Below are 26,978 nucleotides of genomic sequence, written 5' to 3' on the forward strand. Positions count from 1 at the left end.
TCAGGGCACGGCGTGCACGGGGTCGGGAAACAGGTCGCGCACGTCGTCGGGGAGCTGCACCTGGGCGTCGTACATGGCCGACGGCGGCACGGCCGCCGCGAGCTCGGACAGCACGGCGCGCGCGTAGCGGCGCGCGTGCGCCTCGTCGGTGTCGCACGCCAGCGCGATCCGCGCGACCGGATCCTCGCGGTTGCGCGGGCCATCGTCCCATGTGGACGGTTCGCCGGGGTGCCGCACATACGGCCGCAACGCCGCGGGCAGCCCGTCGGCCAGGTACGCGGCTTCGCCGGCCGGCAACCGGTCGCCGAGCGCGCGGAGTACGGCGTGCACGATGTGGTCCGCGCCGGCGCGCTCGTCCCCGGGGTCGAGGTGCGGGCGCACGTGCGCGGTGAGCTGGTCCGTCATCCAACGCCGGTTACCCACCGCCGGCGAGTCGTAACGCGTGCCGCGCGACGTCCGGCGGCGGGATGTCGAGGCACTCCAGGCCGTACGGGCACCGCAGCTGCCGGCACGGTGCGCACGAGGTGGGCACGGTGAGGACGGCGGCGGGCGTGCCACGCGGGGCGTACTGCGCCGGCTCTTCCGTGCCGGCGAACAGGACCACCACCGGGCGGCCGGACGCGCTCGCGAGGTGCGCCCCGCCGCTGTTGTTGCTCACGACCACCGCGCTGCCGGCGATGAGCGCGGCCAGGCCCGGCACGCCCAGCCCCGTCTCGCCGGTCACCGTGGCCCGCCGGGTGCGCGGGGTCGGGGCGGTGGTCGTGGCGTGCCTGGCCGGCGGGACCGGGCCGGTTGTCGTGGCCCGCCCGGCGCCGGTCACCTGGGCGACGAGCGCGGCCTCCCGGGCGGAGCCGGCGACCACGACGGCGAGGCCGGCGGCGCTGAGGTCGGCGGCGACGCGGGCGAAGCGTTCGGGCGGGTAGCGGCGGGCCGGGCAGGAGGCGCCGGGCAGCAGCACGGCGTAGGGCTCGCCGGCCCCGATGCCCCGCCGGGCGAGGGCTTCCCGAGCCTCGACGCGCGCCGGCGGCGGCAGGTCCAGCCGCAGCTCCGCCCCGGCGGACGGCACGCCGACCCGCTCCAGCACGTGCAGCATCCGGTCCACCTGGTGGCTCGCGTCGGGAGGGGCTGGCACCCAGTGGGTGAGCCCCGCGCCCCGAACTCCTTCGACTCGCCGACCCGCACCGGCACCCCGGCGAGGCGGCACAGGTAGGCGGCCGGCCACGGCGACTGGGAGAACGACGTGAGGACCACCGCGGCGTCGTACCGGCCCCGGGCGAGGCGGCGGACCAGCGCGCGGTCGGCGTCCGGGGGTACCTCGGCCGGGTCGAGCTGCTGCCACGAGACGGGGGCGGTGAGCACCCCGTCGACGTGCGGAACCAGCGCCGCGACCGCCGCACCCGCGGGCGCCGCGAGCAGGTCCAGCCGCGCGTTCGGCGCGGCCCGGTGCAGCGCGCGCACCGCCGGGCCGGCCATGACCACGTCGCCGAGGTTGTCCGGCCGTACGACGAGGACGCGGCGCAGCGCTGCCCAGTCGACCGGCGGGCCGGCGAGGGCGGCGGGGTGCTCCATCACGCCGGCCGTCCAGGTGCGGCGAGGCTCCGGACCACCGCTTCGGCGACGGCCTCCGCCGAGATGTCGACCATGCACGCCGGCTCGGTGGTCCCGCCCGGCGCGGCGCTCCGGCCCGTAGCCCTGGCCGGCGCGGCGCCTCCCGAGAGCCCAGCGCTGCCGGTGGGCGCCGCGTTTCCGGCGGGCCTGGCGCTGGCGGTGTCCGTTCGGGGCGCGGCGCTGCCGGTGGGTGCGGCGGCCGGCAAGAGGGTGCCGGCGGGCGGCGGGCGGGTGAGCGGGCAGTCGGCGTGCCACCAGCAGACCTGGGTGGTGATGGCGGCCGGCCGGCGGTGCGGGCATCCGGGCAGGCCCTGCAGGTGCGTGGCGCCCGGGCCGCCGAGGCCGTAGCGGCTGGCCAGCGTCGGGCCGAAGAGCGCCACCGTCCGGGCGCCGGCCGCCGCCGCGATCCGCAGCGGCCCGGTGTCGCCGCCCACGACGACCCCGCCCCGCCGCGCCACCTCGGCGAACACGGCGGCGAGCACGCGCAGTCCCACCCGCGGCAGCACCGCCGCGGCACCGGCGTCCGCGGCGGCGGCGCCCGGCGCCGCTGAACCCCTGCCGTGCGTAATGGCGTGCGCGGGCGCCAGGGTCCGGTCCTGCGGCGAAGCGGCGAAGGCGTGCGGCGCGGGCGGCACCGTGGCGACCGGGATGCCCAGGCCGGCGAGGATCGCGGCGAGCTCCTTCCAGCGCCGCTCCGGCCAGAGCTTGACCGCCATGCCCGCCTCGGGGACCAGCAGGACCGGGCGCCTGCGGGTGGGGCCGAGGAGCGTGGCGAGCAGGCGGGCGCCCTCCGCGCGTTCGCGCGGGTGGAGCCGCAGGCGGGGGAGGGGGTCCACAGTGGACGGGGGGAGCAGGCCCTCGTCGCGGAGGATGCGCAGGTAGCGGTCGCCGACCAGCTCGTCCGGCGGCGGGCCGCGCCACAGGTCGGTGACGCAGCGCGCGCCCGAGTCGCGCAGCAGGTCCGGGATGCCGCCGTACCGCGTCGTCGTCACCGCCAGGTCCGGCCGCCGCTCCGCCAGGGCCGCCGCCACGGCCGCGCGCGCGGCGCCGTCGCGGGAGTGGGCGGGCACGCGTACCCCGGCGACGGCGGGATCGCCGCGGAGCAGGTCGGCGCCGGGCTCGTGGGTGACCACCCGCAGCGTCGCGGCGGGATGGGCGGCGGCCAGCGCGTGGATGACCGGCAGCACGATCACCAGGTCGCCGATGCCGCCCAGCAGGTCGACGACGAGGATGTCCGAAAACCGGTCAGGCATCGGCCAGCACCCGCTCGTACAGTGCGGCATGCGCCCGTGCCACGTCGGGCCAGGTGTGGCCGGCGGCGAGCGACCGCCCACCGGCGGCCAGCCGCTCGCGGAGGGCGGGGTCGACGATCAGCCGGCGGAGGGTCACCGCGATGGCGGCGGCGTCGCGGCGGGCGCGGATGGCGGCGACGTTCGCGCCGTCGCGCAGCCGGGGGTCCGGCTCGTCGGGGACGGTGACCGCCGTCGGCACGCCGTGCGCGAGGGCGGCGAGCAGCGCGCCGCTCTTGAGCGACACGCCCGCCGTGAAGGGCAGCACCGCCGCGTCCGCCGCCGCCAGCAGCGCCGACACCTCGGGGGCGGGCAGATAGCCGGTGAACGTGACCATGCCGGCGATCCCGCGCCGCGCGGCGAGCGCCTCCAGCTCGCGGCGGAACGTGCGCGCCTCACCCTCGGGCAGCGCCTGCGAGGTGAACCCGCCGGCCACCACCAGCCGCAGGCCGGGCCGCACGCGGCGGACGGCGGGCAGAGCCTGCAGGAGGTGCCGCACGCCCTTGACCGGGTGGACGAAGCCGAAGAACACCAGCAGGAACCCGTCGTCCGCGACGCCGAGCCGCCGGCGGGTCTCGGCGCGGGCGGGCGGGGAGGGGGCGCGGTCCACGTTCGGGGCGATGGGGATGAGCACCGGGCGCCGTCCGGTGCGCCGCCGCACCTCGGCGCCGTGGTCCGGGTTGGTCACCACGACCGCACTGCTCGCCGGTACCAGCAGGGCGGTCTCGCGGTCCCAGAGGCGCAGCCGCTCGAGCGGGCGCCAGGCGGGGCCGGGTATCCAGGCTGGCGCCGTCCACCAGCCGTACTCGTGCAGGGTGGTGACCAGCGGAGTGCCCGCCGGCAGCAGCCGGGGCAGCAGGCCGGGCAGGGCGGAGAAGCGGTACGCCGACGGGGCGAACTGGACGTGCACCACGTCGGGCCGCATCCGCCGCACCGCCTCCGCGGCGGCGACCGTGGCGGCCAGCCAGCGGCCCGGTGCGGGCGGCCGCAGCGGCACCGCCTCCACGTCCACGCCGGCGTGGCCGAGCGCCGCGGCCAGCCGGTCGGCGTAGTCGCTCACCCCGTCCTGCCGGGCCGGCGCCGGGCCCGTGATCATCGCGGTGCGGATCGTCACCGGCGACGTTTGCCCCTGAATTGCCCGGGTATGCCCGCGCGGTGGGTGCGCTCTCGTTCCTCGTCGTCGGCACGCCCCGCTCGGGGACCACGCTCACCCAGCGGCTCTGCTGCGAGCTGCCCGGCGTGGCAATGCCGCCGGAGACCCACTTCCTGCACCGGTACGCGCCGCGCCTGCTCGCCCGCCGCCGCTTCCCGCTGACCCGGCGCGAGGTGGCGCGGGAGCTGGAGGACTTCCGCGACCTGCCCACGAGCGACGGCCTGCGGCTGGACCCGCGGCGGGTGCTGGACCAGGTGGGCCGGCGCTGCGACACGCTCCTCGACCTCTTCGCCGCGGTGGTGGTCGCGCTCTGCCCGCCGGCCGCGCGGTACGGCGAGAAGACACCCGAGCACCTGCTGTGGTGGCGCCCGCTCACCAGGGCGGACCCGGGGCTGCGCGTGATCGGCGTGGTCCGCGACCCGCGTGCGGTCGCCGCCTCGCACCGCGCGGTGCCGTGGGGCATCGAGGATCCCGCGGTACTGGCCGAGGAGTGGGCCCTGGACCAGCGCCAGCTGCTCGCCGCCGCCCGGCAGCTCGGGCCGGGGCGCTGCCTGGTGCTGCGATACGAGGACGTGGTGGCCGACCCGGGCGCCGCTCGCCGGCGGCTCGGCGGCCTGCTGGCGGTACCGGCGGGCGGTCAGGCGGCGGCCGCACCGCCGGACGGCATCGTGCACGACTGGGAGTGGTGGAAGTCCGGCGCGCTGCGGGCCGTCACCACCGAGCGCACCGCCGCGTGGCGGGAGGTGCTGCCGGAGCGGGACGCGGGCGTGGTCGCCGAGGTCGCCGGGCCCGAGATGGTCGCGTTCGGCTACCTCGACCACCCGCCCGCGCGCCGCCGCACCGCCGGTGCCGAGGTGCGCGGACGGCTCAGCGCCCGCATGCGCCGCGTGCGCCGCCTGGCCCCGCTGGCGTTCGGCCCCACCCTGACGACGCGGGTGAACCGGGCGGCGAATGGCCGGTAAGAATCCGCGGCCCATGCGCATTACCTGGTGACGGCGTACCTTCCGGTGCGAAGGAGCGAGGGCCAGTGACAGAAGCCGGGCGGTTCACCGCCATCTACGGCGAGCACCACCCCACGGTGTACGCGTACGCGGTGAGCCGCGTCGGCCGGCAGCTCGCCGACGACGTGGTCGGCGACACGTTCCTCGTGGCGTGGCGCAAGCTCGACGCGGTACCGGCGGTGCCGCTGCCGTGGCTGCTGGCCGTGGCCCGCAACGTGGTGCGCGAGCGGTACCGCGACGAGGTGCGGCAGGCCGCCCTCGCCGCCGAGCTGGCCGCCTGGGTGCAGGAGGAGACGGATGACGTGGCCGAGGGTGTGGCCGAGCGAGCCGCGGTGCTCGCCGCGCTCGCCCGGCTCGGCGACGACGACCGCGAGCTGCTCACGCTGATGGCGTGGCACGACCTCTCGGCCCGCGATGCCGCGCGGGTCGTCGGCTGCTCCACCGCCACGTTCTTCGTCCGCCTCCACCGGGCCCGCAGACGGCTGCGCGAGGCGATGACCGCCGCCGAGCAGGACGCCCGTCGCGCCCCGATCCCGCTCTCCTCCGAGGAGTACAGCACATGAGTGACAAGAAGCTGATGGAGCTGCTCGCCGACGCCCGGCCCCGCCGGCTCGACCCCGACCCGCGCCGGCGCCCCGATCCGGCCGTGCTGATGGCGCACCCGCGGCCCGTCCGCGGACGGCGCCCGGCCCGCCGGTTCGCCGTCGCCGGCCTCGCCACGGCCGCCGCCGTCGCCGCCGCCCTCACCGCGGTGGTCCTGTCCGATGTGGACACCGATCGGCGGGTGGCGCCGGTCGTCGAGGCGGACGCCGCCGCGCCGTCCGCGCCCGTCCCGCCGAAGACCGCGCGGGAGCTCCTGCTCGTGGCCGCCGAGCGCACCACCACGTCCACGGTGGACGGTGACGGGCGGTACTGGGTGCTGCGCCGCGAGCTGGGCAGCCGGATGGAGGTCGGGCCGGCGGCCCGGCGCTACCACATCATGCTGCGGATCAGCGAGGAGATGTGGCTCGCCCGCCGCCCGGGTGACCCGAGCGTGGCGGTACAGCGCTTCCTGGGCGCCGAGCCCCTCGACGAGGCGGCGTGGCGCGCGGACGGCTCGCCCACCCGGTGGGTGGTCCCGGGGCTGGACGGCGGCGGCAAGCCCGCGGCGGTGTACACGACCGCGCCCGGCCCGCGCACCGTCCGGCCGATGCGCGGCCACACCGCGGACAACAACTTCCTGCTCGCCGGCGGCCCGGTCACGGCGAAGCAGCTGGCCGCGCTGCCGACCGAGCCGGCCTCCCTCGAGGCGTGGCTGGTGCGGCGGCTGCGGCAGGCCGGCAGCCCGGAGGGGCGGGCCTACGCGCTCTTCTGGAGCGGCGAGGCGCTCGTCACGGACCTGCCGGTGCCGGCGGCGGTGCGCGCGGCCGCGTACCGGATGATGGCCGGCCTCGACGGCGTCAGGCTGCTCGGCGAGGTCACCGACGCGCGGGGGCGCGCGGGCATGGCCGTGGCGTACACGCGGGAGGGCGACGGCGGCCGCTCGGAGACCCGGCTCGTCATCGACCCCGCCACCGGACGGGCGAGCGCCGAGGAGGAGCGGAACGCGGCCGGCGAGCTGACCCGGTACACCATTGTGGACAGTGCCGGCCACAGCGACGAGGCGCCGCCGCAAGCTTAGGAGCGGGGTTCGATCAGGTACTCCTGGTCGGCGGCCCCGGTGCAGGCGGCGTGCACCACCTCGGCGCCCGGGTCGCGGGCGCCCTCGCGGATGCCGAGGCAGAGGTCGCCCTGCGCGGAGCGGATCCGGTACCGGTCGGGCGCGGACGGCTCGATGTGGAACAGCTGGATCGGCCGGCTGGGCTGGCAGTCGTCCCACGGCTCCAGCAGGCCCCGGCCCGGGCCGGACAGCAGCACGGTGAGGCAGCCGACGCCCAGCTGCGGGTGGGCCCACGTGATGAAGTACAGGCCGTCGCGCACCGGCTCGACCCGGGTGACCGGCGGCTCCGCCTCCGCGCACGGGCGCTGGGCGGCGACCGGACTGCCGTAGCGGCCGCTGCGGTCGACGCCCTCGGTCAGGCACAGCTCGGGCGCCCGCGCCGGGTGGATGCGCACCGGACCTGCCGCCAGCGCCGCCGCGGGCGGGGACGGGGCGGGCGGGGCGGCCGGTTGCCGCGCGCCGCGTACCACCAGCCAGGTGCTGGCCGCGAGCGTCACCGCGACGGCCGCGACGACGACGACCAGCACGGCGGTCCGGCGCGACCGCGGCGGGGCGGGTGGCGCGGGAGCGGGCGGCGGGTCGCCGTGGGCGGCCAGCCGCTCGCGGGCGGCCAGCCAGGCCGCGACGTCGCCCGGCGTGCCGCCGCAGGCCCTGACGAGCGCGGCGACAAGGTCCGGGCGGGGCAGGCCGGTGCGGCGCAGCACGTCCGCGACGGTGCTGCGGGGCAGCAGGTCGCCGTTGGCGGCGGCGCGCTCCTCGAGCTGGCGGAACGTCAGGCCCGACCGTTCCTTGAGGCGCTTGAGCTGCGCCACGAACTCGGGCGCGGTCGCCGGGTGGTCCGGCGCGAGTCCCCCGTTGACACCAACCACGGCTGTCGATCCTACCGGCGGCCCCGCACGCCGGCCCGCTCCACTATGGACTACAGGGCGGTGCGGCGGCGCACGGCCGGGCCGAGCGCGAGCATGCCGGCCGCGGTGAGCAGGCCGACCGCGCCGACCGTGAACCAGAGCGCGCCCATGCTTACCGTGAGCAGCCGGCTGCCGGCCAGCGGCGCGACCACGGACGCGACCGCCCACGCGAAGCCGAACAGCCCCGAGTACCGCCCCGCAGGTGCGCGGGCGCCAGCGCCGCCACGATCGTCCCGCCGATGCCGGCGGTGATGATCTCGCCGGTGGTCCACAGCGCCACCGTCAGCGCGAGGTGCGCGGCGGTCGTCGCGTACGCCGTCGCGGCGAAGCCCGCCGCCATCACCGCCAGGCCGAGCGCCATCACGCGGGGCAGGTCGTAGCGGCCCAGCCAGCCGGAGACGAGCGGCTGGAACGCGACGATCAGGATGCCGTTGAGCGCCATCGCCATGCCGAACTCGCGCGTGTCCAGGCCGGCCACGTCGGTCATCGCCACCGGCAGCATGGTGACCGTCTGCAGGTACACGAGGGCCTGCCCGAACGTGATCACCGTGAAGGCCACCATCGTGCGGTCCCGCAGCACCGCGCCGAAGCCGCCGGTCGCGGTCTCGTCGTGCAGCGGCCGCGTCTCCGGCACGGCCCGCCACACCAGCGCCGCGAACACCACGCACGTCACCGCGTCGGCGAAGAAGAGCCAGGAGAAGCCGAGGTGGGCAAGCCAGCCGCCGGCGACCATCGCGACCGCGTACCCCAGGTTGATGGCCCAGAAGAGCAGGCCGAACGCCTTCGGCCGCAGGCTGGGCGCGACAAGGTCGGCGACCAGCGCGCTGGACGCGGGACGGTACGCGTCGATCAGCAGGCCGAGCACGAACATGCCGGCGAGGATCGTGGCGAGACCGGAGCTGTACCCGAGCGCGAGCATCACCGCCGCGGTCGCCACCATGCTGCCGGAGAGCGTGACGCGGCGGCCGATGCGGTCGGTGAGCAGGCCGGCGACGAGTTGGGAGATCAGCGAGCCGACGCCGAAGAGCGTCATCGCGAGGCCGGCGACCGCGACCGAGAAGCCGCGCGCCTGGGTGAGGTACACGCCGGTGAACGGCATGACCATCGTGCCGAGGCGGTTGACGAGCGTGCCCGCCCACAGCGCCCAGAAGGGGCGGGGGAGCTTTCGCTGTTCCTGCGCGGGAGCCGCCGCGGTCGTCGTCACGCAGACAGGGTGGATCTCGCGGGACGCCTGGCGCGAACGTCTTAGCGTAAGCTAAGACGAATGACGGTCACCTGGCTGCTCGGGCCGGACGACGTGGCCCGCATCCGCTTCGCGTACTCGCCGATGTGGGAGCTGATGGCCAGCCTCCGCACGCTCAGCGACCCCGCGCGGCAGGCCATCCACCGCCCCTGGGTCGCGGCCGTCCGCCCCCGCCTCGCCACGTTCGGCGCCGACCTGGCCGAGCTGTTCGCGCTCGTGCCCCCGGACGGGTACATGCCGGACTTCCTCACCCCGCCGCCCGAGGCGCCGGCACCGACGTTCGCCTCCGAGCTGGAGCGCATCCGGCGCACCGTCCCGCAGACCGCGCACACCGAGGTCAGCCGCCTCGACCCGGCGCGTTCGCCGGCCATCGCCGCGTTCCTGGCCGACCCGGCCGGGGGCATCGAGCGGGTCGCCGGCACCCTGGCCCGCTACTGGGACGCCTGCCTGCGCGAGCACTGGCCGCGGGTGCACGGCCTGCTGGAGGCGGACGTCATCCGCCGCACCCGCACGCTCGCCGCCGGTGGCGCCCGCGCGCTCTTCGACTCGCTCAACCCGGCCGTCACCTGGACCGGCGACCGCCTGCACATCGACCGCCCGCACTGCCTCGTCGAGGGCCCGCACGGCGAGGGCCTGGTGCTGGTGCCGAGCGCGTTCCACTGGCCGGCGGTCGCGGTGATGTCCGCGCCGTACCAGGCGATGCTCGCCTACCCGGTCGCCGGCGTCGGCACCCTCTGGGACGACACGCCACCACCCGCGCCGGACGGCCTCGCCGCGCTGATCGGCCGCAGCCGCGCCCGCATGCTCGTCGCCCTCGCCGAGCCCTCGACGACGACCGCGCTCGCCCGCCGGCTGTCGCTGACCACGGGCGCGGTCAGCCAGCACCTGTCGGTACTGCGCGGCGGCGGCCTCGCGGTCGGCAAGCGGGTCGGCAAGGAGGTCTACTACCGCCGCACGCCGACCGGCGACGCCCTCACCCGGAGCGCATCGTGAGGCCGGCGCGGTGCCCGCCGGTGACGGGCCTGCCGCTTGAGCGCCAGGCTCAACGCGAATGTGTTGGCGTAGCCCGCCGCGCGACGTCGCGGTCACCCCGAGGACTTCGTCGCGGAACTGGTGGGCTAGAGACCTTCGGGGCCGGGCGGGTGGGTCTCCGCGGCCTTCAGTAAATCCAACCCAAACCAGACGCGAGCTACCGCGACGCCCGCGGTGGTCCGGACCGTTGCTCCCGCGGCCTCACCCTCCGCGGTCGCCCAGCTCACCCCCCTCCCGCAGATCGTGCCCGCGCCGTAGCGGCCAGCGCTTCCCCTGCCCGCGCTTCTGCAGATCTTCGAGGCGGGAGTGCGCGAGTCCGCCCGCAGTTCGGCCCCGCCGTAGCGGTCGGTGACTGTCGACCAGTCGGGGTCGGTGTGACCGTCGAAATCTTGGTGAGTTAGCGCGCCATTTCGACGCCAACTTGCCAAGATCTGCCGCAGCGGGCTCCTGGGTTGAGCTGGGCGACCGCGGAGGGTGAGGCGGCAACCGCGGGCACAGCGGCACCCCCGCAACCGGACCGGGCGTATCGTGGGCCGAGAGGCAACGATCATGAGGACGCCCTGGGTCGCGCCCGCGTTGGCCGCCCTGCTCGGGATGGCCGGCTGGGGCGTGGTGGAGATGACACCGGACGGCCGGGAGCCGCCGCCGGCGCCAGTGCCCGTGTCCGTGCCGGCGCTCGCGCCCGCCGATGAGCTTCGGCTCGAACGCGCCGCGTACCGCGACCGGCTCGCGGACCAGGCGCGCGCGGTCCAGCGGGCGCGAGCGGAGGCCGAGGCGAAACGCGTCGCGGCCGAAAAGGCGGCCGCCGAGCCGGCCCAGCCAAGGAACCAGGCACCGGCCGACGAGGAGAGCCCCAACTGCTATCCGGCCGGCTGCGTCCCACCGCCCGATCCCGACCTGCCGGCCGCGCCGGACAACGGCGGTGAGCCCGCCGGCCCTTACTGCTACACCAGCCCTACCGGCCGCGTCTGTACCACCTACTGACCGTCCGCACCGAGTCTCGTACCAACGATGCGGGTGTCGGGCCACACCGCCGGCAACCACCGACCTGGACCCCTGGCCGCCGCCGGACCGGCCGCCGCCACCGCCGGCGGCGGGGTTGGTCGTGCGACCGCGGAGGGTGAGGCCGCGGGAGCAACGGTCCGGACCATCGCGGACGTCGCGGTAGCCCATTGTGGACGGCCCCGCGCGGAGGGTTCCGTAGACTGCGGGCGTGGTGCGCGGGTTGTTGCTGGACTTCTACGGCACGGTGGTGGAGGACGACGACGCCATCATCGAGGCGGTCGGGGCGCGGGTCGCGGCCGGGGCCAGCCGGCCGGTCGGCGCCGATCGGGTGGTCGAGGAGTGGACGCGGGAGTTCGCGGCGGTCGCGGACGGCACGCCGTTCCGGACGTTGCGGGAGTGCGCGACCCGCAGCCTCGCCACGGTGATGGAGCGGGTCGGGTGCCCGGGCGACGCGGCGCGGCTGTGCGCGCCGCAGTTCGCGTACTGGCGGGCGCCGCCGGTGCGTCCCGGCACGCTGGAGTTTCTCGCCGGCCTCGACCTGCCCGTGTGCGTGGTGTCCGATGTGGACCGTGACGACCTCGACGCGGCCATCGCCCACCACGGGCTGTCGTTCACCGCGGTCGTGACCAGCCAGGAGGTCGGTGCCTACAAGCCGGCGGCCGCCATGTTCGCGCGCGGGCTGGCCGCCCTGTCGCTGGACGCCGCCGACGTGCTGCACGTCGGCGACTCGGCGCGCAACGACGTGGGCGGCGCGCACGCGGCCGGCATCCGGGCGGTGTGGGTCAACCGGCGCGGGCGGCCGCCGCTCGCCAAGGCCTCCTACGAGATCGCGGACCTCGGCGGGCTGGCGGCGGTGCTCAGGGCTTTCTAGCCACCGCGCCGTACGCGTCGATGGCCTGCGCGTCCGGCTCGTCCGGGCGCCACAGCGGGATCGGCACGAGGCCGGGCTCGACGAGCTCCAGGCCGGCGAAGCAGGTGGCCAGCTCCGCCGGTGGCCGCAGGATGTACGGCACGCCGCCGCTCTGCGCCAGCTTGTTCGCCCCCGCGACGACGGCCGGGCTCGTGTCGGTGCCGTCCCACAGCACGAGGTAGCTGCCGGACGGGGTGGCGTCGCTGACCCGGCCGACGATGGAGCGGACCGTGTCCATGTCCGGCTCGTAACCCATCACGCCCATGAACATCACCGCGATCGGCTGGTCGAAGTCGAGCGACTTCCGCGCCTCGGCCACGATGAGGTCGGGGTCGTGGTAGTCGGCCGGCACGTACGTCGTCAGGCCCTCGGACGTCGTGTCGGCCAGCAGCGCGCGGGCGTGCACGAGCACCATGGGGTCGTTGTCGACGTACACGATGCGGGCCTGCGGCGCCGCCGCCTGCGCGACCTGGTGCGTGTTCTGCATGGTGGGCAGTCCGGTGCCCACGTCGATGAACTGCCGCACGCCCGCCTCGGCCGCCAGGTGGCGCACCACCCGGATCAGAAACTTGCGCGACTCCCGGGCCATCACGACGATCTCGGGGTAGACGCCGGCCACGGCGTCACCGGCGGCGCGGTCGGCCTGGAAGTTGTCCTTGCCGCCCATCCAGTAGTTCCAGATCCGGGCCGCGTGCGGCACGTCGGCCTGGAGCTTGTCGGCGAGCTCGCCGTCCGGGTCCACCATGGCGAGGATCCTACTTGGACGGACGGCGCGGCGGCACCGGCCCGTTCGACCGATCGGGCCGGCACCGTGCGTGCCGGCTCGCTCACGCTAGCGTCCCGGACGCCCGCCGCCGGTGGGGGTCGTGGTGGTGTCCACGCCGACCGTGAGCGAGACCGCGTACCCCGAGGCGACATCGCCGGTGACCGTGCCCAGCTGGCTCGCGCCGCCGTCGTCGCCGAAGACGTTGTCACCCTGGAGGGTGACGCGGGAGAGGTTGCCCACGGACGACTCGTAGCCGGGCTGGGCGTACACCTGCTCGCTCGCGTCCTGCGGGAGGGCGACCTGCGAGGTGGAGATGGCGTTGCCCGCGTCGGTGATGCTGGCCTGGTCGGGGTAGACCTCGAAGTGGACGTGCGGCCACCGGCCCGAGTAGCAGGCCGGGAAGATGCTCGTGAAGCGCACTGTGCCGTCGGCGTCGGCGATCTGCACGCCGCGCAGGTAGTTCTGGTCCTCGGCACCCTCGGAGTAGAGCGAGTAGCGGCCCTCGCGGTCGCAATGCCAGACGTACACCGCCACGCCCGCGAACGGCTTGCCGCCGCCGGCGAGGTCCTTGACGACAAGCTCCAGCGTCATGGGTACGCCCCCGGCCGTCCCGCTCGACCCGCCGAAGCTGGAGCGGATGTCGCCGCGCACGATGCCGCTGTCGTCCAGCACGTTGGGGCCGTTGGAGCCGTCGCCGGGGTACGGCCCGGCCGTCTCGTCCGGTATCTCGCCGGTAGTGGCGGCGGGCGTGGCCGCCGCGGCGGCGGAGGAGGAGGTGGGCGAGGACGCCGGGGAGGACGTGGACGGCGAGCTGCCGCACGCCGCGAGGCCGAGGCCGGTGATGCCGAGCCCGAGCGCCTTCAGCACCCGGCGGCGGCCCATCAGGGTGCCGAGGTCGAAGCCGAGGCCCTGGTCGACGAGCTCCTCGCCGGGCCGTGGCAGCGGGCGTCCCTGGTACTGCTCGTGCGGCATGACTCCTCCGATCACATCGTGGCACCACCCGGCGCCACGACAACAGTCGCCGCGGTTTCGGTGGGCCCGTTGTGGTCCGGCTGTGAGCCAGCTGTGCCCGACGCCGACCTCTCTGGGGCAAAGGCGAGCATATCGGCCATCTTGCCACGAAGGGCGGACGCGGCGTACCGGTACGCCGCGCCCACCCCCGGGGTCCGGTCAGGCCGCGCGCAGGTGGAACCGCTGGCAGATGTTGTCCAGCCACGACCACTGTGCGATGTTCGCGCCCATCGCGAGGTCGCAGTTGGCCAGGTCGACCGCCTTGCCGCTGTGCCGCGCCAGGAGGCGGACCGCGCCGTCGGTCAGGACCTCCAGGCGGAACTGCGAGTTGGTACCCGAGCAGGCGGTGCTCTGCTCGATGTTGGCACCGTCCGATGTGGAGCTTCCAGCGACGGCGAGGCAACCGGAGGCGTTGTGCGCCGGGCGGATCCGGTAGAAGCCGCTGTCGGTGTGCGTGAAGGACCAGCGCTGGCAGTCGGCGCCGTTGTAGACCCAGGCGCGCACGTTGGCGCCGCTGCCGGTGGAGCAGTCCGCGACGTCCAGCACCTTCCCGCTCTGGACGCTGGTGACCGTGACGTTGCCGGCCGGGGCGAGCCGCCACTGCTGGCAGCTGTTGCCCAGCCACGCCCACTGCCGCACGTCCGCGCCGCCCGCCGTCGAGCAGTCGGCGACGTCGAGGACCTTGCCGCTGGCCCGGTTCTGCAGGCGCAGCCACCCGTCCGCGGTGGTGACCGGCTGGAACTGCTGGCACGCGTTGTCCAGCCACGCCCACTGCCGGATGTCCGCGCCGTCCGCCGACGCGCAGTCCGCCAGGTCGAGCGCCTTGCGGGTGCTCCGGTTGACCAGGCGGTGATACCCGTCCGCGGTCTGGTCCAGGACCCACCGGCTGGCCGCCGCCGCGCAGTCGCCCTGCGTGACATTGGCGCCGTCGGCGGTGCCGGCCGCGGTCAGGCACAGGCCGCTGTTGCGGTTGACGACTGTGTACGCTCCACCCTGGACATTCGCGGTGATCGGCCCCAGCTCACCCGCCGGCACGGCCAGCGACGTGCTGGTCGAGGCGGGCGCGCCGAAGTTCGGCGTGTTGTCGGAGTTCCAGGTGAAGCGCTGCGCCCGCGTCGACCGGCTGCTGCCACAGCCCTCGCTGGTCGAGGCGTTGCCGTGGTAGACGATCCAGTCCTCGGCGCCGTTCGGCGACGTGAAGAAGCCGTTGTGCCCCGGCCCGTACACGCCGTTGCCGCGCTGGAAGACCGGGTTCGGTGACTTCGTCCAGGACGAGGCGCTGAGCGGGTTGCTGCCGGTGAGCGTGAGCAGGCCGAGCTTGTAGTCCGGCGTGTTGCACGACGACGCGGAGTACACGAGCATGGTCTTTCCGTTGCGTTGCAACGGCTCCGCGCCCTCGTTGGTGCGGCCGCCCACGGTCTCCCAGGAGTGGGTGGGGCGGGAGATGAGCACCTTGCTGCCGGTGATGGTCCACGGGTTGGTCATCCGCGCGATCCAGATGCTCTGGTCGGCGCCCTGCCACTCCGACCACAGCAGGTAGAGCTGGCCGCCGATCGTGACGTAGCTGCCGTCGATGTTCCACGTCGTCGGCATCGGCGAGCCGCGGTAGATGTACGGCCCCATCGGGTCGTCGCCGGCGCTCTCTAGCACGGTCAGGTGCTGCCGGTCGAGGTTGGCGGCGTGCCCCGAGGTGAACATCAGGTACCACCGGGTGCCGCTCGGCCCGTTCAGGCGGTGGAACTCGAACGCCCAGAAGTTGCAGCAGGAGTCCGCCGCCGTCTCCGACCACACGTACACCGGCGGGGCGGTGGCCAGGCCGGCGAGCGTGGGCGACTTGCGCATCACCAGCTGCGAGGTCCAGGTGGTGGTGGCGAGGTAGTAGTTGCCCTCGAAGTACTGCAGCCACGGGTCGGCGCCGTTGGCCAGCAGCGGGTTGCGGAAGGTGGTCTCGCCGACCGCGTTCGCCGATGGGGTGACGACGCCGGTGAGGGCGAGCGCGGCCAGGGTGGCCGCCGCGAGGGCGGCCACCAGGCGCGTACGGGCTCGTCTCAGCATCGGACGATCGACGAGTTGTTGAGCGTGACGTTGGAGATGGTGAGCCGGTCGGCGCACGGGTTCTCCACGATCCGGTTGTTGACCAGCGTGAAGTTGCGCAGCGTGATGTCGGCGTTGCCGGCGAACTCGGTGCGCTCGGCCAGCCGCACCTCGCCCCCGCCGCTGATCGTCCCGCCGTTCGCGGCGATGTTCACGTTGTAGCAGTTTTCGATCAGGATGGCGTTGTTGCCGGTGTTCGCGATGTCCACCCGGTCGATCTGCGCGCCGCCGCTCTCCGAGACGCAGAAGATGCCCCGGCCGCCGCCGCGCGCCCGCACGGTGCCGACCCGGATGTTGGTGCCGTAGCTGGAGCCGATCCGCCCGTTGCGGTTGGCCATCCGGAACGCGGCGTACCCGGTGCCGGCGCCCGCGTTCTCGGCGTCCACTATGGTCACTGTGGCGTTGATGGTCTCGTTGAGCAGCAGGCCGGACTCGCCGACGTTGCGGGCGGTCACGGTGCCGATGGTGATGCCGTCCACGCCGTACGTCTCGACCGCGTGCGAGCCGGCGCCGGAGACGAACACGTTGTCGATCCGCACGTTGCGGGTCCACTGCGACGTGTCGCCGCGGTTGTCGATCCGCACGCCGAGACCGCCGGACAGGCGCATGTCGATCTGGCCGAGGATCACGTTGGTGACGTTGCGCATGAAGATGCCGTACAGCGGGGCGCCGGTCACGTTGAGGTGCTGGACCTCGACATGCGTGGTGCCGCGCGAGTAGATCGGCGCCTGGTCGCCCGAGCCCGAGCCGGTCACGTTGATCGTGCCGCACACGTCGATCGTCGTGTAGCTGGGCAGCGAGATGCGCGAGCCGGCGCTCATCGAGCCGGAGCCGCGGACCACGACGCGCTGCTTCGAGGTGCGGCCGGCGGTGAGGGTGCCGATCGCCGCCTGTACCGCCGCGCGCATGTCGGTGCCGGTGTACGCGGTGGTGCCGCCGTTGCGCGCGGTCCAGGTGCCGCCGTTGTTGACCGCCTCGGCGTTGAACGAGCCGCTGCCGCACCCGGTACCGCCGCCGCTTCCGAGCGTGACCAGCTGCCACTGCTGGTTTGCGCCGTCGAAGTCGGTGTACTGCGCGACCATCGCACCGTCCGCCGTGGACCACTCCCACACGTCGAGGGCCTTGCTGCTGTGCCGGTTGATGAAGCGCACGTACCCGCCGGCCGAGTCCGCGAGGCGGAAGTGCTGCCTGGTGTTACCGTTAACACTCGGCATCTGAACAAGTTGCGCGCCGTCCAGCGCGTTGGGCACCTCGAGCACCTTGCCACTGTGGACGGAGCGGACCTGGTACCACCCGCTGCCGGCGTCCACGAAGCGCCACTGCTGCACGGCGAGGTCGTTGCGGGTGAACTGGTTGATCGGCGCGCCGTCCGCCGTCGACCAGTTGTACAGGTCCATCGCCTTGCCACTGTTGCGGTTGACGAAGACGTACGTCGCGTTGGTGTCCACTGTGGCCGCATCGGCCGCGCGGGTCACCACCACGCTGCCGGTGACGGCGAGCGCCGCCGCGCCGAGGCCAGCCAGCGCCAGCCGCCAGTGTCGCTTTCTCACGATGCCCTCCTGGGTCGACGGCGCGGGTGCCCGCGCCGCTGGGGGTCTAACCGCCCGGCGTCCGCCCGCCAGCGACGGAAAGCGCTTTCCGGCCGGATCGTAACGATTCAATTCAGAGACGTCAATGCCTGTGGCGTGGTTGCGCCTGGTGGCAGAGGGCGCGCTCATCCGGCAAGTGCCGCCGGCCCGGCGTCGCAGGCGAAGCCTGGCGGAGGGTGCCCGGCCAGCCTGGTGGGGTGCCTGGCAACCGCGGGGTCGGGATGGTTGGATCTCCGCGGCCCTCAATAGGTCCAACCCGAACGAGACGCGAGCTACCGCGACGCCCGCGGTGGTCCGGACCGTTGCTCCCGCGGCCTCACCCTCCGCGGTCGCCCAGCTCACCCCGCTCCCGCAGATCGTGGAGACGTCGCGCAGGCGGTGCAGGCGTGGTTCGGGCCGGACATGCTCGGGACGGCGCCGGTCACGAGGTGGCTCGCCGCAGATCGTGGTACTCAACTGCGCCTATGAGGGCGAATCGGTACCACGATCCGATGGGCGGCGGGCTCGTGCCCGCGACGGACCGGATGACGGTGACCCCGCTTGCCGAAGGTCATCCGCCGCGCCGGCGCGGCGGCCTCAGCCGGCACCGCTTCGCCACCGCGGACGGTGAGACCGCGCGCGACGGTCCGGACCACCGCGGCAGCCCTAGTTCAAGGGCTGGTCAGCGCCTCCGTCGGAGAGAGGCGGCTCGCGCGGATCGCCGGCAGCAGCCCGGCGACCGCGCCGATCAGCAGTGTCGCGGCGAGGCCGCCCGCGGTGGCCCAGGCCGGCACCACGAGCGGCCACCGCTGGGTCTGGGCGTAAAGGGCCGTCGCGGCGATGCCCAGCACCGCGCCGCCGGCCCAGCCCAGTGCGGACAGCAGCAGCGACTCGGTGAGGAACTGGGTGCGGATCTGGCGGCGGGTGGCGCCCAGGGCGCGGCGCAGGCCGACCTCGGCGCGGCGTTCGAGCACCGAGATGACCACCGTGTTGGCGATGCCGATGCCGCCCACGACCAGGGCCACCGCGCCGAGGCCGAGCAGCAGGCCGTTGAGCGTGCGGTCGGCGGCCTGGCGGGCGGCGAGCGCGTCGGACGGGCGGGACACCGCCACCTCGTCCGGCGACTCGGGGTTGGCGGTCCGGCCCAGCACCGCCTGTACGGCCGCGACCTCGCTCTGCGCCGTGCGCACGTAGAGGCGGGTGGGGTGGCCGTCGAAGGACAGGAAACGCCGTGCCGCCTCCCAGCCGACCAGGGCGGCGCTGTCCAGCTCATCGGCGAGCGGCACCGGCGCGAGGATGCCGACCACCGCGAACCACTCGCCGCCCAGCCACACGCGGGTGCCGACGCCGGGCAGGTCGAGCCGGCGGGCGGCGGTCGCGCCGAGGACGACCGTCGGGTACGCGGCCGTCGCCGGGGTCAGCCACGTGCCGTGCCGGGTCGTGGCGCGGACGGTGGCGAGCAGGTCGGGGCCGGCCGCGAGCACGGCGATGCTGCCGGTCTGGCCGGTGGGGACGCGGTCGTTGCGGTACACCGCCTTCTCTACCGCGCCGGTCGCGCTGACCGACTCGACCGGTCCTATCCGGCCCACCATCGCGGTCGACTCGATGGGCAATGTGGCCCGCTCGCCGCCGTGGCCCTCGCCGGGCGCGACGGTGAGCAGGTTGGTGCCGAGGCGGTCGAGCGTGCGGTCGAGCTCGGCGCGGCTCGACGTGGAGATGCCGACGACCGCGAGCATCGCCGCGATGCCGATCGCCACGCCGAGCGCGGACAGGAAGACGCGCAGCGGGCGGGCGCGCAGGCCGGCCGCGCCGAGCCGGGCCACGTCGGCCGGGCCCAGCCGCGCCGGCCGGATCACCGCGGCACCGCCGTCTCGTCGGCCACGACGAGGCCGTCGCGGAGCACGATCCGCCGGGGCAGGCCGGCGGCGATCTCGCGGTCATGGGTGATGACGAGCACGGTGGTACCGCGGGCGTTCAGGTCGCGCAGCAGGTCCAGCACCGCCGCGCCGGACGCGGAGTCGAGGTTGCCGGTCGGCTCGTCGGCCAGCAGCAGCGCGGGGTCGCCGACCACCGCGCGGGCGATGGCGGCCCGCTGCCGCTCACCGCCGGAGATTTGGTGCGGGCGGTGGCCGAGGCGGTGGTCGAGGCCCACCCGGGCCAGGGCCTGCGCGGCACGGCGGCGCCGCTGCTTCAGGGGTACGCCCGCGTAGAGCAGCCCGTCCGCGACGTTGTCCAGCACCGGCACCCCGGCCGCGAGGTGGAACTGCTGGAACACGAAGCCGATCCGCTGCGCGCGCAGCGCGGACAGCGCGCGGTCGGAGAGGGCGGAGATGTCGTGGCCGTCGACGCGCACCGTGCCGGACGACGGGCGGTCCAGCGTGCCGACGAGGTGCAGCAGCGTCGACTTGCCCGAGCCGGACGGGCCGACCACGGCCGCCAGCTCTCCATGGTGGACGGTGAGCGACACGTCGCGCAGGGCGGTGACGCCGCCGGGGTACGCGCGGGAGACGCCGGCCAGCTCGACCACGGCGCTCACTCCGGCACCCCCACGCGGGCGCCCTCGGCCAGGCCGTCGCCGGTCACCGCGACCCGCCCGTCCGCGAACAGCCCCACCCGCACCGCCACGACCCGGGTGCCGGCGGCGCCGTCCAGCTCCACGCCGTAGCCGCCCTCGGCCAGGGCCAACAACGCGTCCACCGGCACGGTCAGCACGTCGTCGGCGCGCTCCGCCTCGTAGCGCACCTCGACCGGGGCGCCGGCCAGCGCGCCGAGCCCCTTCTGGTCGGCGATCGCGATGGTCACCTCCACGGCGGCCGCCGCGTCGCCGGCACCGTCCTGCGCCGTGCTCACCGGGCCGACCGACGAGACGGTGCCGGCGACCGAGCCGCCGGTCGGGAGCGACACCGTCACCGCCACGCCCTTCGACGCCCAGGCCGCCTCGCCCGCGCCGGCCGAGACGGTCGCCACCCGCGTGGTACCGGTGAAGGCGAGCACCTCCGCCGCGGCCGCCGCGCCCGGACGCACCAGGTGCTCGGCGACCCGGATCGCACCCGGCGCGTACGTCACGCGCTCGCGTTCGACGGCGCCGGTCTCCGGCAGCTCCAGCTGCTTCTGCCACCGCTTCACCGCGGCCGCCGTCGCCGCCGAGAACTCCTCGTCCACGGTGAAACCGTCGTACCCGAGCGCGGCGAGGTTGCGCTCGAACTGCCGCACGTCCGAGCCCTTGACGCCCACGGCGAGCGGGCGGTACATGGGCAGGAAGCCGTACAGCAGCAGGACCGGCAGCTCGTCGGCGCGCAGCACCGCCTCGCCGCGCCGGACCGTGGCACCCACCTCGGGCAGCCACGTCACGGTGCCGGCGGCGGTCGAGGCGAGCGGCACGGCGGGGCCGTACCCGAGCTCCCCGGTGAGGGTCACGGACCGCACCAGCGTCTGGCGGGTGACGACCGCGGTGGCCGCGGGCCCGGTGCGCTCCGGCGCGGGTCCGGTCGCCCCGCGCCCGCCGAGGCCGAGCGTGGCGGCGGCGGCCACGGCGACCAGCGCCAGCGCGCCGCCGCCCAGCGCGATACCCCGGCCGGTCATCCCTTGGGCACGTCGTTCGGGTTGGGCGTGGTCGGCGGGCGGCCGTCCAGCACCGGGTCGCAGATCTGCAGCGCCGCGATGTTCGCCGCCTGCTCCTGCGGGGTCAGCTCGCCGCCGAGCATGTCCTCCGGCCACGAGCCGTCCGGGCGCGGGTCGGGCCAGCGCGGCATGCCGTTGGCGCGCATGCACTTGGCGTACTCGCGTCGGTTGGCCAGCTGCTCCGCCGTCACCGGTTCGGGCTTCTCCTGCAGCTCGGCCGGCACCGGCACGCTGAACTCCTTGCACGCCTCCCACGCCGCCCGCACCTTGGGGTCGGTCTTCTTCCGGCCGCCCATCGCGGGGCCCAGGTCGATGCGGCCCTGCGCGTCCGGGTCGGGCACGTCGAAACCCTGCTCCCGGAAACACTTGACGAGGTTGCGCTGGTTCTCCACGTAGGCGGCGACCGCGTCGCCACCCGGCGAAGCCGATGTGGACGATCCACCGGCGGTCGCCACCGGCGGCGCCTCCGCCGTGCCGCCGCACGCGGCGGTGGCGGCGAGGGCCAGCGCGAGGGCCGCACCCAGTCTCAGGGCACGCGTCATCGTCTCTCCTTTGTGGACGTGCGGATGGGGCGGTCTAGCGGGCGGAGATGGCGGACCAGGTCCAGCCGTCCGGGGAGCCGAAGAGCCGCCGGTCGGTGTAGCTGTACGTGTAGAACCACCCGCCCGCCGTGCGGCGGATCGGGTAGACGGTGGCGGGCAGGCCGGTGAGCGCGACCGTCGCGTACGTGCCGCCGCGCGCCGCCCAGAAGCGGCAGCCGTCCCGACCGTCCGGTAGGGACGCCGTTTCGCAGAGCACGTGCGTGCCGTCCCCGGCCACGAACGACGGCGCGTGCGTGTCGAGGCGCTCGGTGGGGACGCGGTCGACGCCGGTGACCCGCGCCCAGCCATCGCCGTCCGCGTACCGGTAGACGGCGCGGGCGGAGGCGCCGACGGCGAGCGCGTACGCGTGGGGGCCGCCGGTGGCCAGCTCCGGCTGGCGGCAGCCCTCGGAGTGGCAGGCCGGGGCGTCCGCGAACGTGTGCGCGGACCAGGTGCGGCCGCCGTCCCCGCTGACCGCGACGGCTGGCCGGCCGGTGGCGGGATCGAGGCCGCGGACCCAGATCCGCCCGCCCGACCGCTGAGGGAGCAGGTCGTCGCCGCTGGCGAGCAGTGCCGGCTGGTGGCGCAGCGGCGCCCGGGTGCCGCCGTCCGGGTCGAGCGCCCACAGCGTGCACGGCTCACCCGCGTCGGCCCAGCAGGCGACGGCGCCGCCGGCCGGTACCGCGTCGACCGCCGGCGCGTCGCGGACCACCCGCCAGCCGCGGCCGCCGTCGGTGCTGACCGCGAGCCTCCGTCCGCCGGTGGCCCCCGACGGCCGGATGGCCACGAGCGTGTCCGGCCCGGCGACGGCGAACCCGTAGGCGTCGACCGGCTCGCCGCGGTCGGTCCACGTCCGGCCGCCGTCGCCGGAGCCGCGCACCCGCACGGTGGTCTTCGGGCACGAGTGGTCCGGGCAGGCCAGGTGCGTCAGGTACAGGTGGTCGGCGTCCCAGGCGCCCGCCCACTGGATCGGCTCCCGCGCCGGGGTCGCGGCGGTCGGCGGGTCGTCGGCCGGCGGCAGGCTCTGGCTCAGCCGGCCGGGCAGCAGCAGCCCGCCGCCGACCACGAGCACGGCCGCCAGGACGGTGGCCGCGGTGGCCGAGGCGGTGCGCAGGCGGTGGCGGCGGCGTCCGGCCGCGTACACCTCACCGGCCGACAGGTGGCTCGGCGGCGGCGTGCCGACGGCCTCGTCGAAGAGCTCTCGCAGATCGTTCACGGCCTTCCCTCCGTGGCCCAGGCCGGCACGGCGTCGCCGAGCACCTCGCGCAGGGTGGCGAGGCCCCGCGCGGTCTGGCTCTTGACGGTGCCCTCCGAGCAGCCCAGCGCGGCGGCCGTCTCGGCCACGTCCATCCCCTGGTAGAACCGGCAGATCAGGGTCACCCGCTGCCGCGGCGGCACCTGGCGCAGCGCGCGGGCGAAGACCACCCGGCGGGTGGCGGCCTCGGCGTCGTCGTCGGCGCCGGCCACGTCGGGCGGCTCGGCCATCGGCCGCTCGCGGCGCCGCCACATGCGGCGGGTCTCCGACAGGTACGCCCGGACGAGGCAGGTGCGCACGAACGCGTCGACGGCCAGGGGGTCGCGGATGCGGTGCCACCCGGCGGCCAGCCGGATGAACGCGGCCTGCGTCAGGTCGTCGGCCCAGTGCCAGTCGCCGCACATGAGGTACGCCGTGCGGCGCACGACCTCGTGCCGGGCAGCGAAGTACTCGCTGAACTGGCGCCGGTCCTGCTCCCTGTCGCTTCGCATCCCGCTCCCTTCACCGGGTAGGTGCACCCGATGTACCGGATGGGTTGCATGGGTCCACACAGAAAAACACGCGGAGGCCCGCGGCGGATGACCGCCGCGGGCCTCGTTTGAGCCCTTTTGGGCTAGTTAGGTGCGTGGATGGCGTCCGCCGTGCTCCCGCTGTAGTCCTTGATCGAGCCGCGGACGTACAGCGCGGTGCTGCTGCTTCCCGGCGAAGTACTGCCGGATCGAGCCGGTGAACGGCGTGCTGGAGGCGTTGCGGCCGTACACGTCGGTGTAGACCGTGGTCGGGCCCCTGTTCTGCACGGTGAAGCTGCCCGGGGTTGGGGTAGAGCGGGTCCTGGTGCGTGCGCCCCTCGCGGATCGCCTGGATGCAGCCCGGCTCCGACCGCGGCGACGGTCCACAGCCGGGACCGGTAACGATGGAAGTGCATCTGGTGGGGCCTGCTGACGAAGGACGGTGGGCGCGGAGCCGGGCCGACGGCGACTTTTCCGCGAAGTCCTTCGAAACGCCGCGCGCTGGGTCGTCGAGGCATGCCCCAGGCCTCAACGCCGGCCCCGGAAGTATTGAAAAGTATCAATCAGCTTGGAGCCTGGCGGAACCCCGGCCGGGACATCCCGGTCGACGTGATCAGCGGCGGAGCCGCCCCCGGGGTGTAAGGGCCGCGACGCGCTCGCCAGGGGCTGACCGACCGGACACCCGCCGGGCGGGACGCCCACATTGGACGGTCGTCGGCGCGGCACCGGACAACGGCGCCGGCGCGTGGCCCGGTCGGCCGCTCCGCGCAGCGAAACCCGCCGGTAGCAATAGATTTCGCATCACCCTCCGGACAGGGCTGTCCGCCCGCTAGCGTGATCCACGCAGGCGAGAGCGAAACGGGGGTGTTGGCAATGGTTGCCTTGGCTGTCCACATTGGATCGTGGGGTTGGTGGGTCGGTCCTTGGTGGTGGTGGTGACACCTTCGGGGCACCGCGCTCGGGCGCGGTGCCCCGCTCACCCGTCGCGCGCCGGCGCTTTCTCCGCGGTGCGCGCGATGTTCGCCACCATCCCGCCGAAGACGGCGGCGTGAAACGGTGCCACCGCCCACCAGTAGAGGTGGCCGGGCAGGCCGCGGGGCAGGAAGACGGCGCGCTGCTCGTAGCGCACCTCGCCGTCGCGCTCGGCGACCCGCATCTCCAGCCACGCCCGGCCGGGCAGGCGCATCTCCGCGCGCAGGCGCAGCAGCCGGCCGCGGTCGAGGGCCTCGACCCGCCAGAAGTCCAGCGCCTCGCCGGCGTACAGGCGCGTGGGGTGGCGGCGGCCCCGGCGCAGCCCGGCACCGCCGGCGAGCTTGTCGAGCCAGCCACGCACGGCCCAGGCGAGCGGGAACGAGTACCAGCCGGTCTCGCCGCCGATCGACTCGATGACCGCCCACAGCCGCGCGGGCGACGCGGCGACGGCGGTGCCGCGCTCGTCGGTGTAGACGGTGCCGCCGGCCCAGCCGGGATCGGTCGGGAGCGGGTCGGAGGGTGCGGCGGCGGTGGACCAGCGGGTCTCCACCTCGCCGCCGGCGACGCTGGCCAGCGCGAGGCGTACCGCCGCCTCGAAGCCGGTCAGCCCGCCCGGCGGGTCGGGGATGTGCGCGGCGATCGCCCGGTCCCGCACGATCGCCTCGTGCACCAGGCTCTGCACCAGGGGACGGGCCAGCCGCCCCGGCACCGGCGTGACCAGGCCGACCCAGTACGCCGACAGCCGCGGCGTGAGCGGCCGCACCGGCACGACGACCCGGCGGGACAGGCCGGCCACCCGCGCGTAGCGGCGCATCATGTCGGCGAACGTGAGCACGTCCGGCCCGCCGATCGCGAAGTCACCCTCCACGGTGTCCGGCAGGTCGGCGGCGGCGACGAGGTAGTGCAGGACGTCGCGGACGGCGATCGGCTGCACGCGGTTGCGCACCCAGCGGGGCGCCACCATCACCGGCAGGCGCTCGGTCAGGTAGCGGAGCATCTCGAACGACGCCGAGCCGGAGCCGAGGATCACCGCGGCGCGCAGCACGACGGTGGGCACGCCCGAACCGAGCAGCGTGCGGGCGACGGTCTCCCGGGAGCGCAGGTGCGCCGAGCCGCTGGCCGCGCCGTCCGGCGCCGGGCCGCCGAGGTAGACGATCCGCCGCACACCCGCCGCGCGGGCGGCGGCGGCGAAGTTTTCCGCGCCGCGCCGCTCCTCCGCCTCGAAGCCGGTCTGGCCGAGGGAGTGCACGAGGTAGTACGCCACGTCGACGCCGGACAGCGCGGCCGTCAGCGTGTCCGCCTCGCCGACGTCGCCGCGCACGACCTCCACAGTGGACGCCCACGGCACGTCGGCGAGCCGCTCCGGCGCACGGGTGAGGCAGCGCACCTCGTGGCCCCGGGCGGCCAGGCGGGGTGCGAGCCGCCCGCCCACGTAGCCGGTCGCGCCGGTGACCAGGATCCGCATCAGCTCGCCAGCGTCCCGCGCAGCAGGCTCCGCCCGGAGTGCGCGACGTCCCCGTCGTACTGCTCGGCCGAGACGTCGACGAGCCGGTACCGCCGCAGGTCGATGGTGGGCGGCAGCGGCAGCAGCTCGTCGCCTCCGGCGCGGAGCACGCCGACCGACACCATCTGGGAGGTGTCCGGGTCGATGAGCCACACCTCGTAGTAGCCGGCGTCCGGCGGCAACCCGGTCACGTGCAGGTGCAGGCGCTCGCCCCCGTCGCCGCCGAGCACCCGGGCGACGCCGCTCGCGCCGGTCCGCGCGGCCGGGACGGCGGCGAGGTCGGCGGTGGCCGCGACCGCCTGCGCCGGCGGCCGGTCCAGGAGGCGGGGCAGGGCCAGGGTCACCGCGACCGCGGCGGCGGCCGTCGCGGCCACGAGGGCCAGGACGCGCAGCCGCGAGCGGCGCGGCGGTCGGGCGGGGCGCGTCACCGCCGGTACCGGCTCCGGCTGGTCCGCCACGCCGGTGGCGGCCGCGATCCGCTGCCACACCCGCGGCGGCGGGGGCGGCAGGTCGGCCAGGTCCTGGGCGCGCCGGCCGGCCTCGGCGACCTCCCGGGTCGTGTCGAGGTCGTGGCGGCAGGCGACGCAGTGCGCGACGTGGCCGCTCTCGGCCACGTCGGCAGCCACCTCACCGAGCGCGAGGAGCACCAGCCGGTCGGGGTCCACGTGTCGCATTGTCCACCTCCCATCGGGCGCGCAGGCGGAGCAAACCGCGGCGAAGGTGACTTTTCACCGTGCCGAGCGGCAGGCCGGTCACCGAGGAGATCTGCTGGTGGGTCAGGTCGTCGTAGAACGCCAGCGCGAGCACGCGGCGCTGCTCGTCGGGGAGGCGGCCCATCTCGTCGGCCACGAGCAGCCGGTCGACCACCTCCTCGACCGTGCGCGTCTCGACCGGGTCGGCCACCATGACCGTCCGGACCGCCTCGACGGCCTGCTCCTGCCGCCCGCGCTCGCGCAGCTGGTCGACCACCTTGCGACGGGCGATGCCCATCAGCCAGCCCAGCAGCGTGCCCCGCGCGGGGTCGAACGCCTGGCGCCCCTGCCAGGCCGCCACGAACACGGACTGCGTCACGTCCTCCGCGTCCGCCGTGCTGGCCAGCAGCGAGACGGCGAGGTGGTGGACCGCGCGGCCGTACCTGTCGTACGCCTCGCGCAGGGCCTGCCCCCCGCCGGCCTGGAAGCGCTGCGCCAGCGCCTCGTCGCCGCTCAAGCTTTCACCCCTTGTGAACCACTTCACAAAATCCAAATCG

At 75.3% G+C, this 26,978-nt stretch carries 26 protein-coding genes; 6 read left to right on the forward strand and 20 right to left on the reverse strand.

Going from position 1 to position 26,978, the window contains the following annotated elements; all coding sequences use genetic code 11:
• The 4 genes from Phou_RS33855 to Phou_RS33870 form a co-directional block, all read right to left on the reverse strand.
• Nucleotides 1-405 carry a DUF2267 domain-containing protein gene (locus tag Phou_RS33855; protein WP_173063830.1) on the reverse strand — a complete coding sequence of 135 codons (405 nt, stop codon included), beginning with the start codon at nucleotides 403-405 and terminating at the stop codon, nucleotides 1-3.
• A 10-nt stretch (nucleotides 406-415) separates the two neighbouring features.
• Complete coding sequence (locus Phou_RS33860; RefSeq protein WP_308784694.1) at nucleotides 416-1,339, reverse strand: glycosyltransferase family 9 protein; 924 nt, start codon at nucleotides 1,337-1,339, stop codon at nucleotides 416-418.
• A 229-nt stretch (nucleotides 1,340-1,568) separates the two neighbouring features.
• The gene (locus Phou_RS33865; RefSeq protein ID WP_173063833.1) at nucleotides 1,569-2,861 is read right to left on the reverse strand and encodes a glycosyltransferase family 9 protein; all 1,293 of its coding nucleotides are present in this window, start codon (nucleotides 2,859-2,861) and stop codon (nucleotides 1,569-1,571) included.
• Nucleotides 2,854-4,011, reverse strand: a complete 1,158-nt coding sequence (locus Phou_RS33870; protein WP_173063836.1) for a glycosyltransferase family 4 protein — start codon at nucleotides 4,009-4,011, stop codon at nucleotides 2,854-2,856. Before Phou_RS33870 ends, Phou_RS33865 begins: the two co-directional genes overlap by 8 nt.
• 41 nt (nucleotides 4,012-4,052) lie before the next feature.
• Here Phou_RS33870 and Phou_RS33875 point away from each other — a divergent pair, with 41 nt between their 5' ends.
• The 3 genes from Phou_RS33875 (at nucleotide 4,053) to Phou_RS33885 (ending at nucleotide 6,711) form a co-directional block, all read left to right on the forward strand.
• Nucleotides 4,053-5,012, forward strand: coding sequence for a sulfotransferase family protein (locus Phou_RS33875; RefSeq protein ID WP_173063840.1), 960 nt, complete (start codon nucleotides 4,053-4,055; stop codon nucleotides 5,010-5,012).
• A gap of 65 nt (nucleotides 5,013-5,077) precedes the next feature.
• Nucleotides 5,078-5,614, forward strand: coding sequence for an RNA polymerase sigma factor (locus tag Phou_RS33880; protein ID WP_173063843.1), 537 nt, complete (start codon nucleotides 5,078-5,080; stop codon nucleotides 5,612-5,614).
• Nucleotides 5,611-6,711, forward strand: a complete 1,101-nt coding sequence (locus tag Phou_RS33885) for a CU044_5270 family protein (RefSeq protein WP_173063846.1) — start codon at nucleotides 5,611-5,613, stop codon at nucleotides 6,709-6,711. Before Phou_RS33880 ends, Phou_RS33885 begins: the two co-directional genes overlap by 4 nt.
• On the opposite strand, the gene Phou_RS33890 is transcribed toward Phou_RS33885, so the two are convergent.
• Nucleotides 6,708-7,619, reverse strand: a complete 912-nt coding sequence (locus Phou_RS33890; RefSeq protein ID WP_173063849.1) for an XRE family transcriptional regulator — start codon at nucleotides 7,617-7,619, stop codon at nucleotides 6,708-6,710. The genes Phou_RS33885 and Phou_RS33890 overlap by 4 nt on opposite strands.
• 151 nt (nucleotides 7,620-7,770) lie before the next feature.
• Nucleotides 7,771-8,862, reverse strand: a complete 1,092-nt coding sequence (locus Phou_RS33895; RefSeq protein ID WP_218579327.1) for an MFS transporter — start codon at nucleotides 8,860-8,862, stop codon at nucleotides 7,771-7,773.
• Nucleotides 8,863-8,922: 60 nt separating this feature from the next.
• On the opposite strand from Phou_RS33895, the gene Phou_RS33900 reads away from it, so the two are divergent.
• From Phou_RS33900 to Phou_RS33910, 3 genes are all read left to right on the forward strand, one after another.
• The gene (locus tag Phou_RS33900) at nucleotides 8,923-9,894 is read left to right on the forward strand and encodes an ArsR/SmtB family transcription factor (protein ID WP_173063852.1); all 972 of its coding nucleotides are present in this window, start codon (nucleotides 8,923-8,925) and stop codon (nucleotides 9,892-9,894) included.
• A gap of 588 nt (nucleotides 9,895-10,482) precedes the next feature.
• The gene (locus tag Phou_RS33905; RefSeq protein ID WP_173063855.1) at nucleotides 10,483-10,917 is read left to right on the forward strand and encodes a hypothetical protein; all 435 of its coding nucleotides are present in this window, start codon (nucleotides 10,483-10,485) and stop codon (nucleotides 10,915-10,917) included.
• A 229-nt stretch (nucleotides 10,918-11,146) separates the two neighbouring features.
• On the forward strand, nucleotides 11,147-11,809 hold the full coding sequence (locus Phou_RS33910; RefSeq protein WP_173063858.1) for an HAD family hydrolase: 663 nt from the start codon (nucleotides 11,147-11,149) through the stop codon (nucleotides 11,807-11,809).
• On the opposite strand, the gene Phou_RS33915 is transcribed toward Phou_RS33910, so the two are convergent.
• From Phou_RS33915 to Phou_RS33980, 14 genes are all read right to left on the reverse strand, one after another.
• On the reverse strand, nucleotides 11,796-12,593 hold the full coding sequence (locus Phou_RS33915) for an SAM-dependent methyltransferase (protein WP_173063861.1): 798 nt from the start codon (nucleotides 12,591-12,593) through the stop codon (nucleotides 11,796-11,798). The genes Phou_RS33910 and Phou_RS33915 overlap by 14 nt on opposite strands.
• 87 nt (nucleotides 12,594-12,680) lie before the next feature.
• Nucleotides 12,681-13,586 carry an intradiol ring-cleavage dioxygenase gene (locus Phou_RS33920; RefSeq protein ID WP_173063864.1) on the reverse strand — a complete coding sequence of 302 codons (906 nt, stop codon included), beginning with the start codon at nucleotides 13,584-13,586 and terminating at the stop codon, nucleotides 12,681-12,683.
• A 198-nt stretch (nucleotides 13,587-13,784) separates the two neighbouring features.
• The gene (locus Phou_RS33925; RefSeq protein WP_173063867.1) at nucleotides 13,785-15,680 is read right to left on the reverse strand and encodes an RICIN domain-containing protein; all 1,896 of its coding nucleotides are present in this window, start codon (nucleotides 15,678-15,680) and stop codon (nucleotides 13,785-13,787) included.
• Nucleotides 15,674-17,269 (reverse strand): RICIN domain-containing protein, encoded by a 1,596-nt coding sequence (locus Phou_RS33930; protein ID WP_371872223.1) that lies wholly within the window; start codon nucleotides 17,267-17,269, stop codon nucleotides 15,674-15,676. The genes Phou_RS33925 and Phou_RS33930 overlap by 7 nt, the downstream gene beginning before the upstream one ends.
• Nucleotides 17,270-17,958: 689 nt before the next feature.
• The gene (locus Phou_RS33935) at nucleotides 17,959-19,143 is read right to left on the reverse strand and encodes an ABC transporter permease (RefSeq protein WP_218579328.1); all 1,185 of its coding nucleotides are present in this window, start codon (nucleotides 19,141-19,143) and stop codon (nucleotides 17,959-17,961) included.
• Nucleotides 19,140-19,814 carry an ABC transporter ATP-binding protein gene (locus Phou_RS33940; protein ID WP_173064995.1) on the reverse strand — a complete coding sequence of 225 codons (675 nt, stop codon included), beginning with the start codon at nucleotides 19,812-19,814 and terminating at the stop codon, nucleotides 19,140-19,142. The genes Phou_RS33935 and Phou_RS33940 overlap by 4 nt, the downstream gene beginning before the upstream one ends.
• 5 nt (nucleotides 19,815-19,819) lie before the next feature.
• The gene (locus tag Phou_RS33945) at nucleotides 19,820-20,869 is read right to left on the reverse strand and encodes a peptidoglycan-binding protein (protein ID WP_173063871.1); all 1,050 of its coding nucleotides are present in this window, start codon (nucleotides 20,867-20,869) and stop codon (nucleotides 19,820-19,822) included.
• Nucleotides 20,866-21,450, reverse strand: coding sequence for a hypothetical protein (locus Phou_RS33950; protein ID WP_173063875.1), 585 nt, complete (start codon nucleotides 21,448-21,450; stop codon nucleotides 20,866-20,868). Before Phou_RS33950 ends, Phou_RS33945 begins: the two co-directional genes overlap by 4 nt.
• 34 nt (nucleotides 21,451-21,484) lie before the next feature.
• Nucleotides 21,485-22,705 (reverse strand): sialidase family protein, encoded by a 1,221-nt coding sequence (locus Phou_RS33955; protein ID WP_173063878.1) that lies wholly within the window; start codon nucleotides 22,703-22,705, stop codon nucleotides 21,485-21,487.
• Nucleotides 22,702-23,235: a SigE family RNA polymerase sigma factor gene (locus Phou_RS33960; RefSeq protein ID WP_173063881.1), complete on the reverse strand. Its 534-nt coding sequence runs from the start codon at nucleotides 23,233-23,235 to the stop codon at nucleotides 22,702-22,704. The genes Phou_RS33955 and Phou_RS33960 overlap by 4 nt, the downstream gene beginning before the upstream one ends.
• Before the next feature lie 126 nt (nucleotides 23,236-23,361).
• Nucleotides 23,362-23,541, reverse strand: coding sequence for a hypothetical protein (locus tag Phou_RS33965; RefSeq protein ID WP_173063884.1), 180 nt, complete (start codon nucleotides 23,539-23,541; stop codon nucleotides 23,362-23,364).
• Nucleotides 23,542-24,229: 688 nt separating this feature from the next.
• Entirely contained in the window at nucleotides 24,230-25,690 is a 1,461-nt protein-coding gene (locus Phou_RS33970; RefSeq protein WP_173063887.1) for an SDR family oxidoreductase, read from the reverse strand.
• Nucleotides 25,690-26,403, reverse strand: coding sequence for an anti-sigma factor (locus Phou_RS33975; protein ID WP_173063890.1), 714 nt, complete (start codon nucleotides 26,401-26,403; stop codon nucleotides 25,690-25,692). The genes Phou_RS33970 and Phou_RS33975 overlap by 1 nt, the downstream gene beginning before the upstream one ends.
• Nucleotides 26,357-26,938 (reverse strand): sigma-70 family RNA polymerase sigma factor, encoded by a 582-nt coding sequence (locus Phou_RS33980; RefSeq protein WP_246274035.1) that lies wholly within the window; start codon nucleotides 26,936-26,938, stop codon nucleotides 26,357-26,359. Before Phou_RS33980 ends, Phou_RS33975 begins: the two co-directional genes overlap by 47 nt.
• Nucleotides 26,939-26,978 lie beyond the last annotated feature (40 nt).

Source organism: Phytohabitans houttuyneae, from assembly GCF_011764425.1.
GTDB classification, from domain to species: Bacteria; Actinomycetota; Actinomycetes; order Mycobacteriales; family Micromonosporaceae; genus Phytohabitans; species Phytohabitans houttuyneae.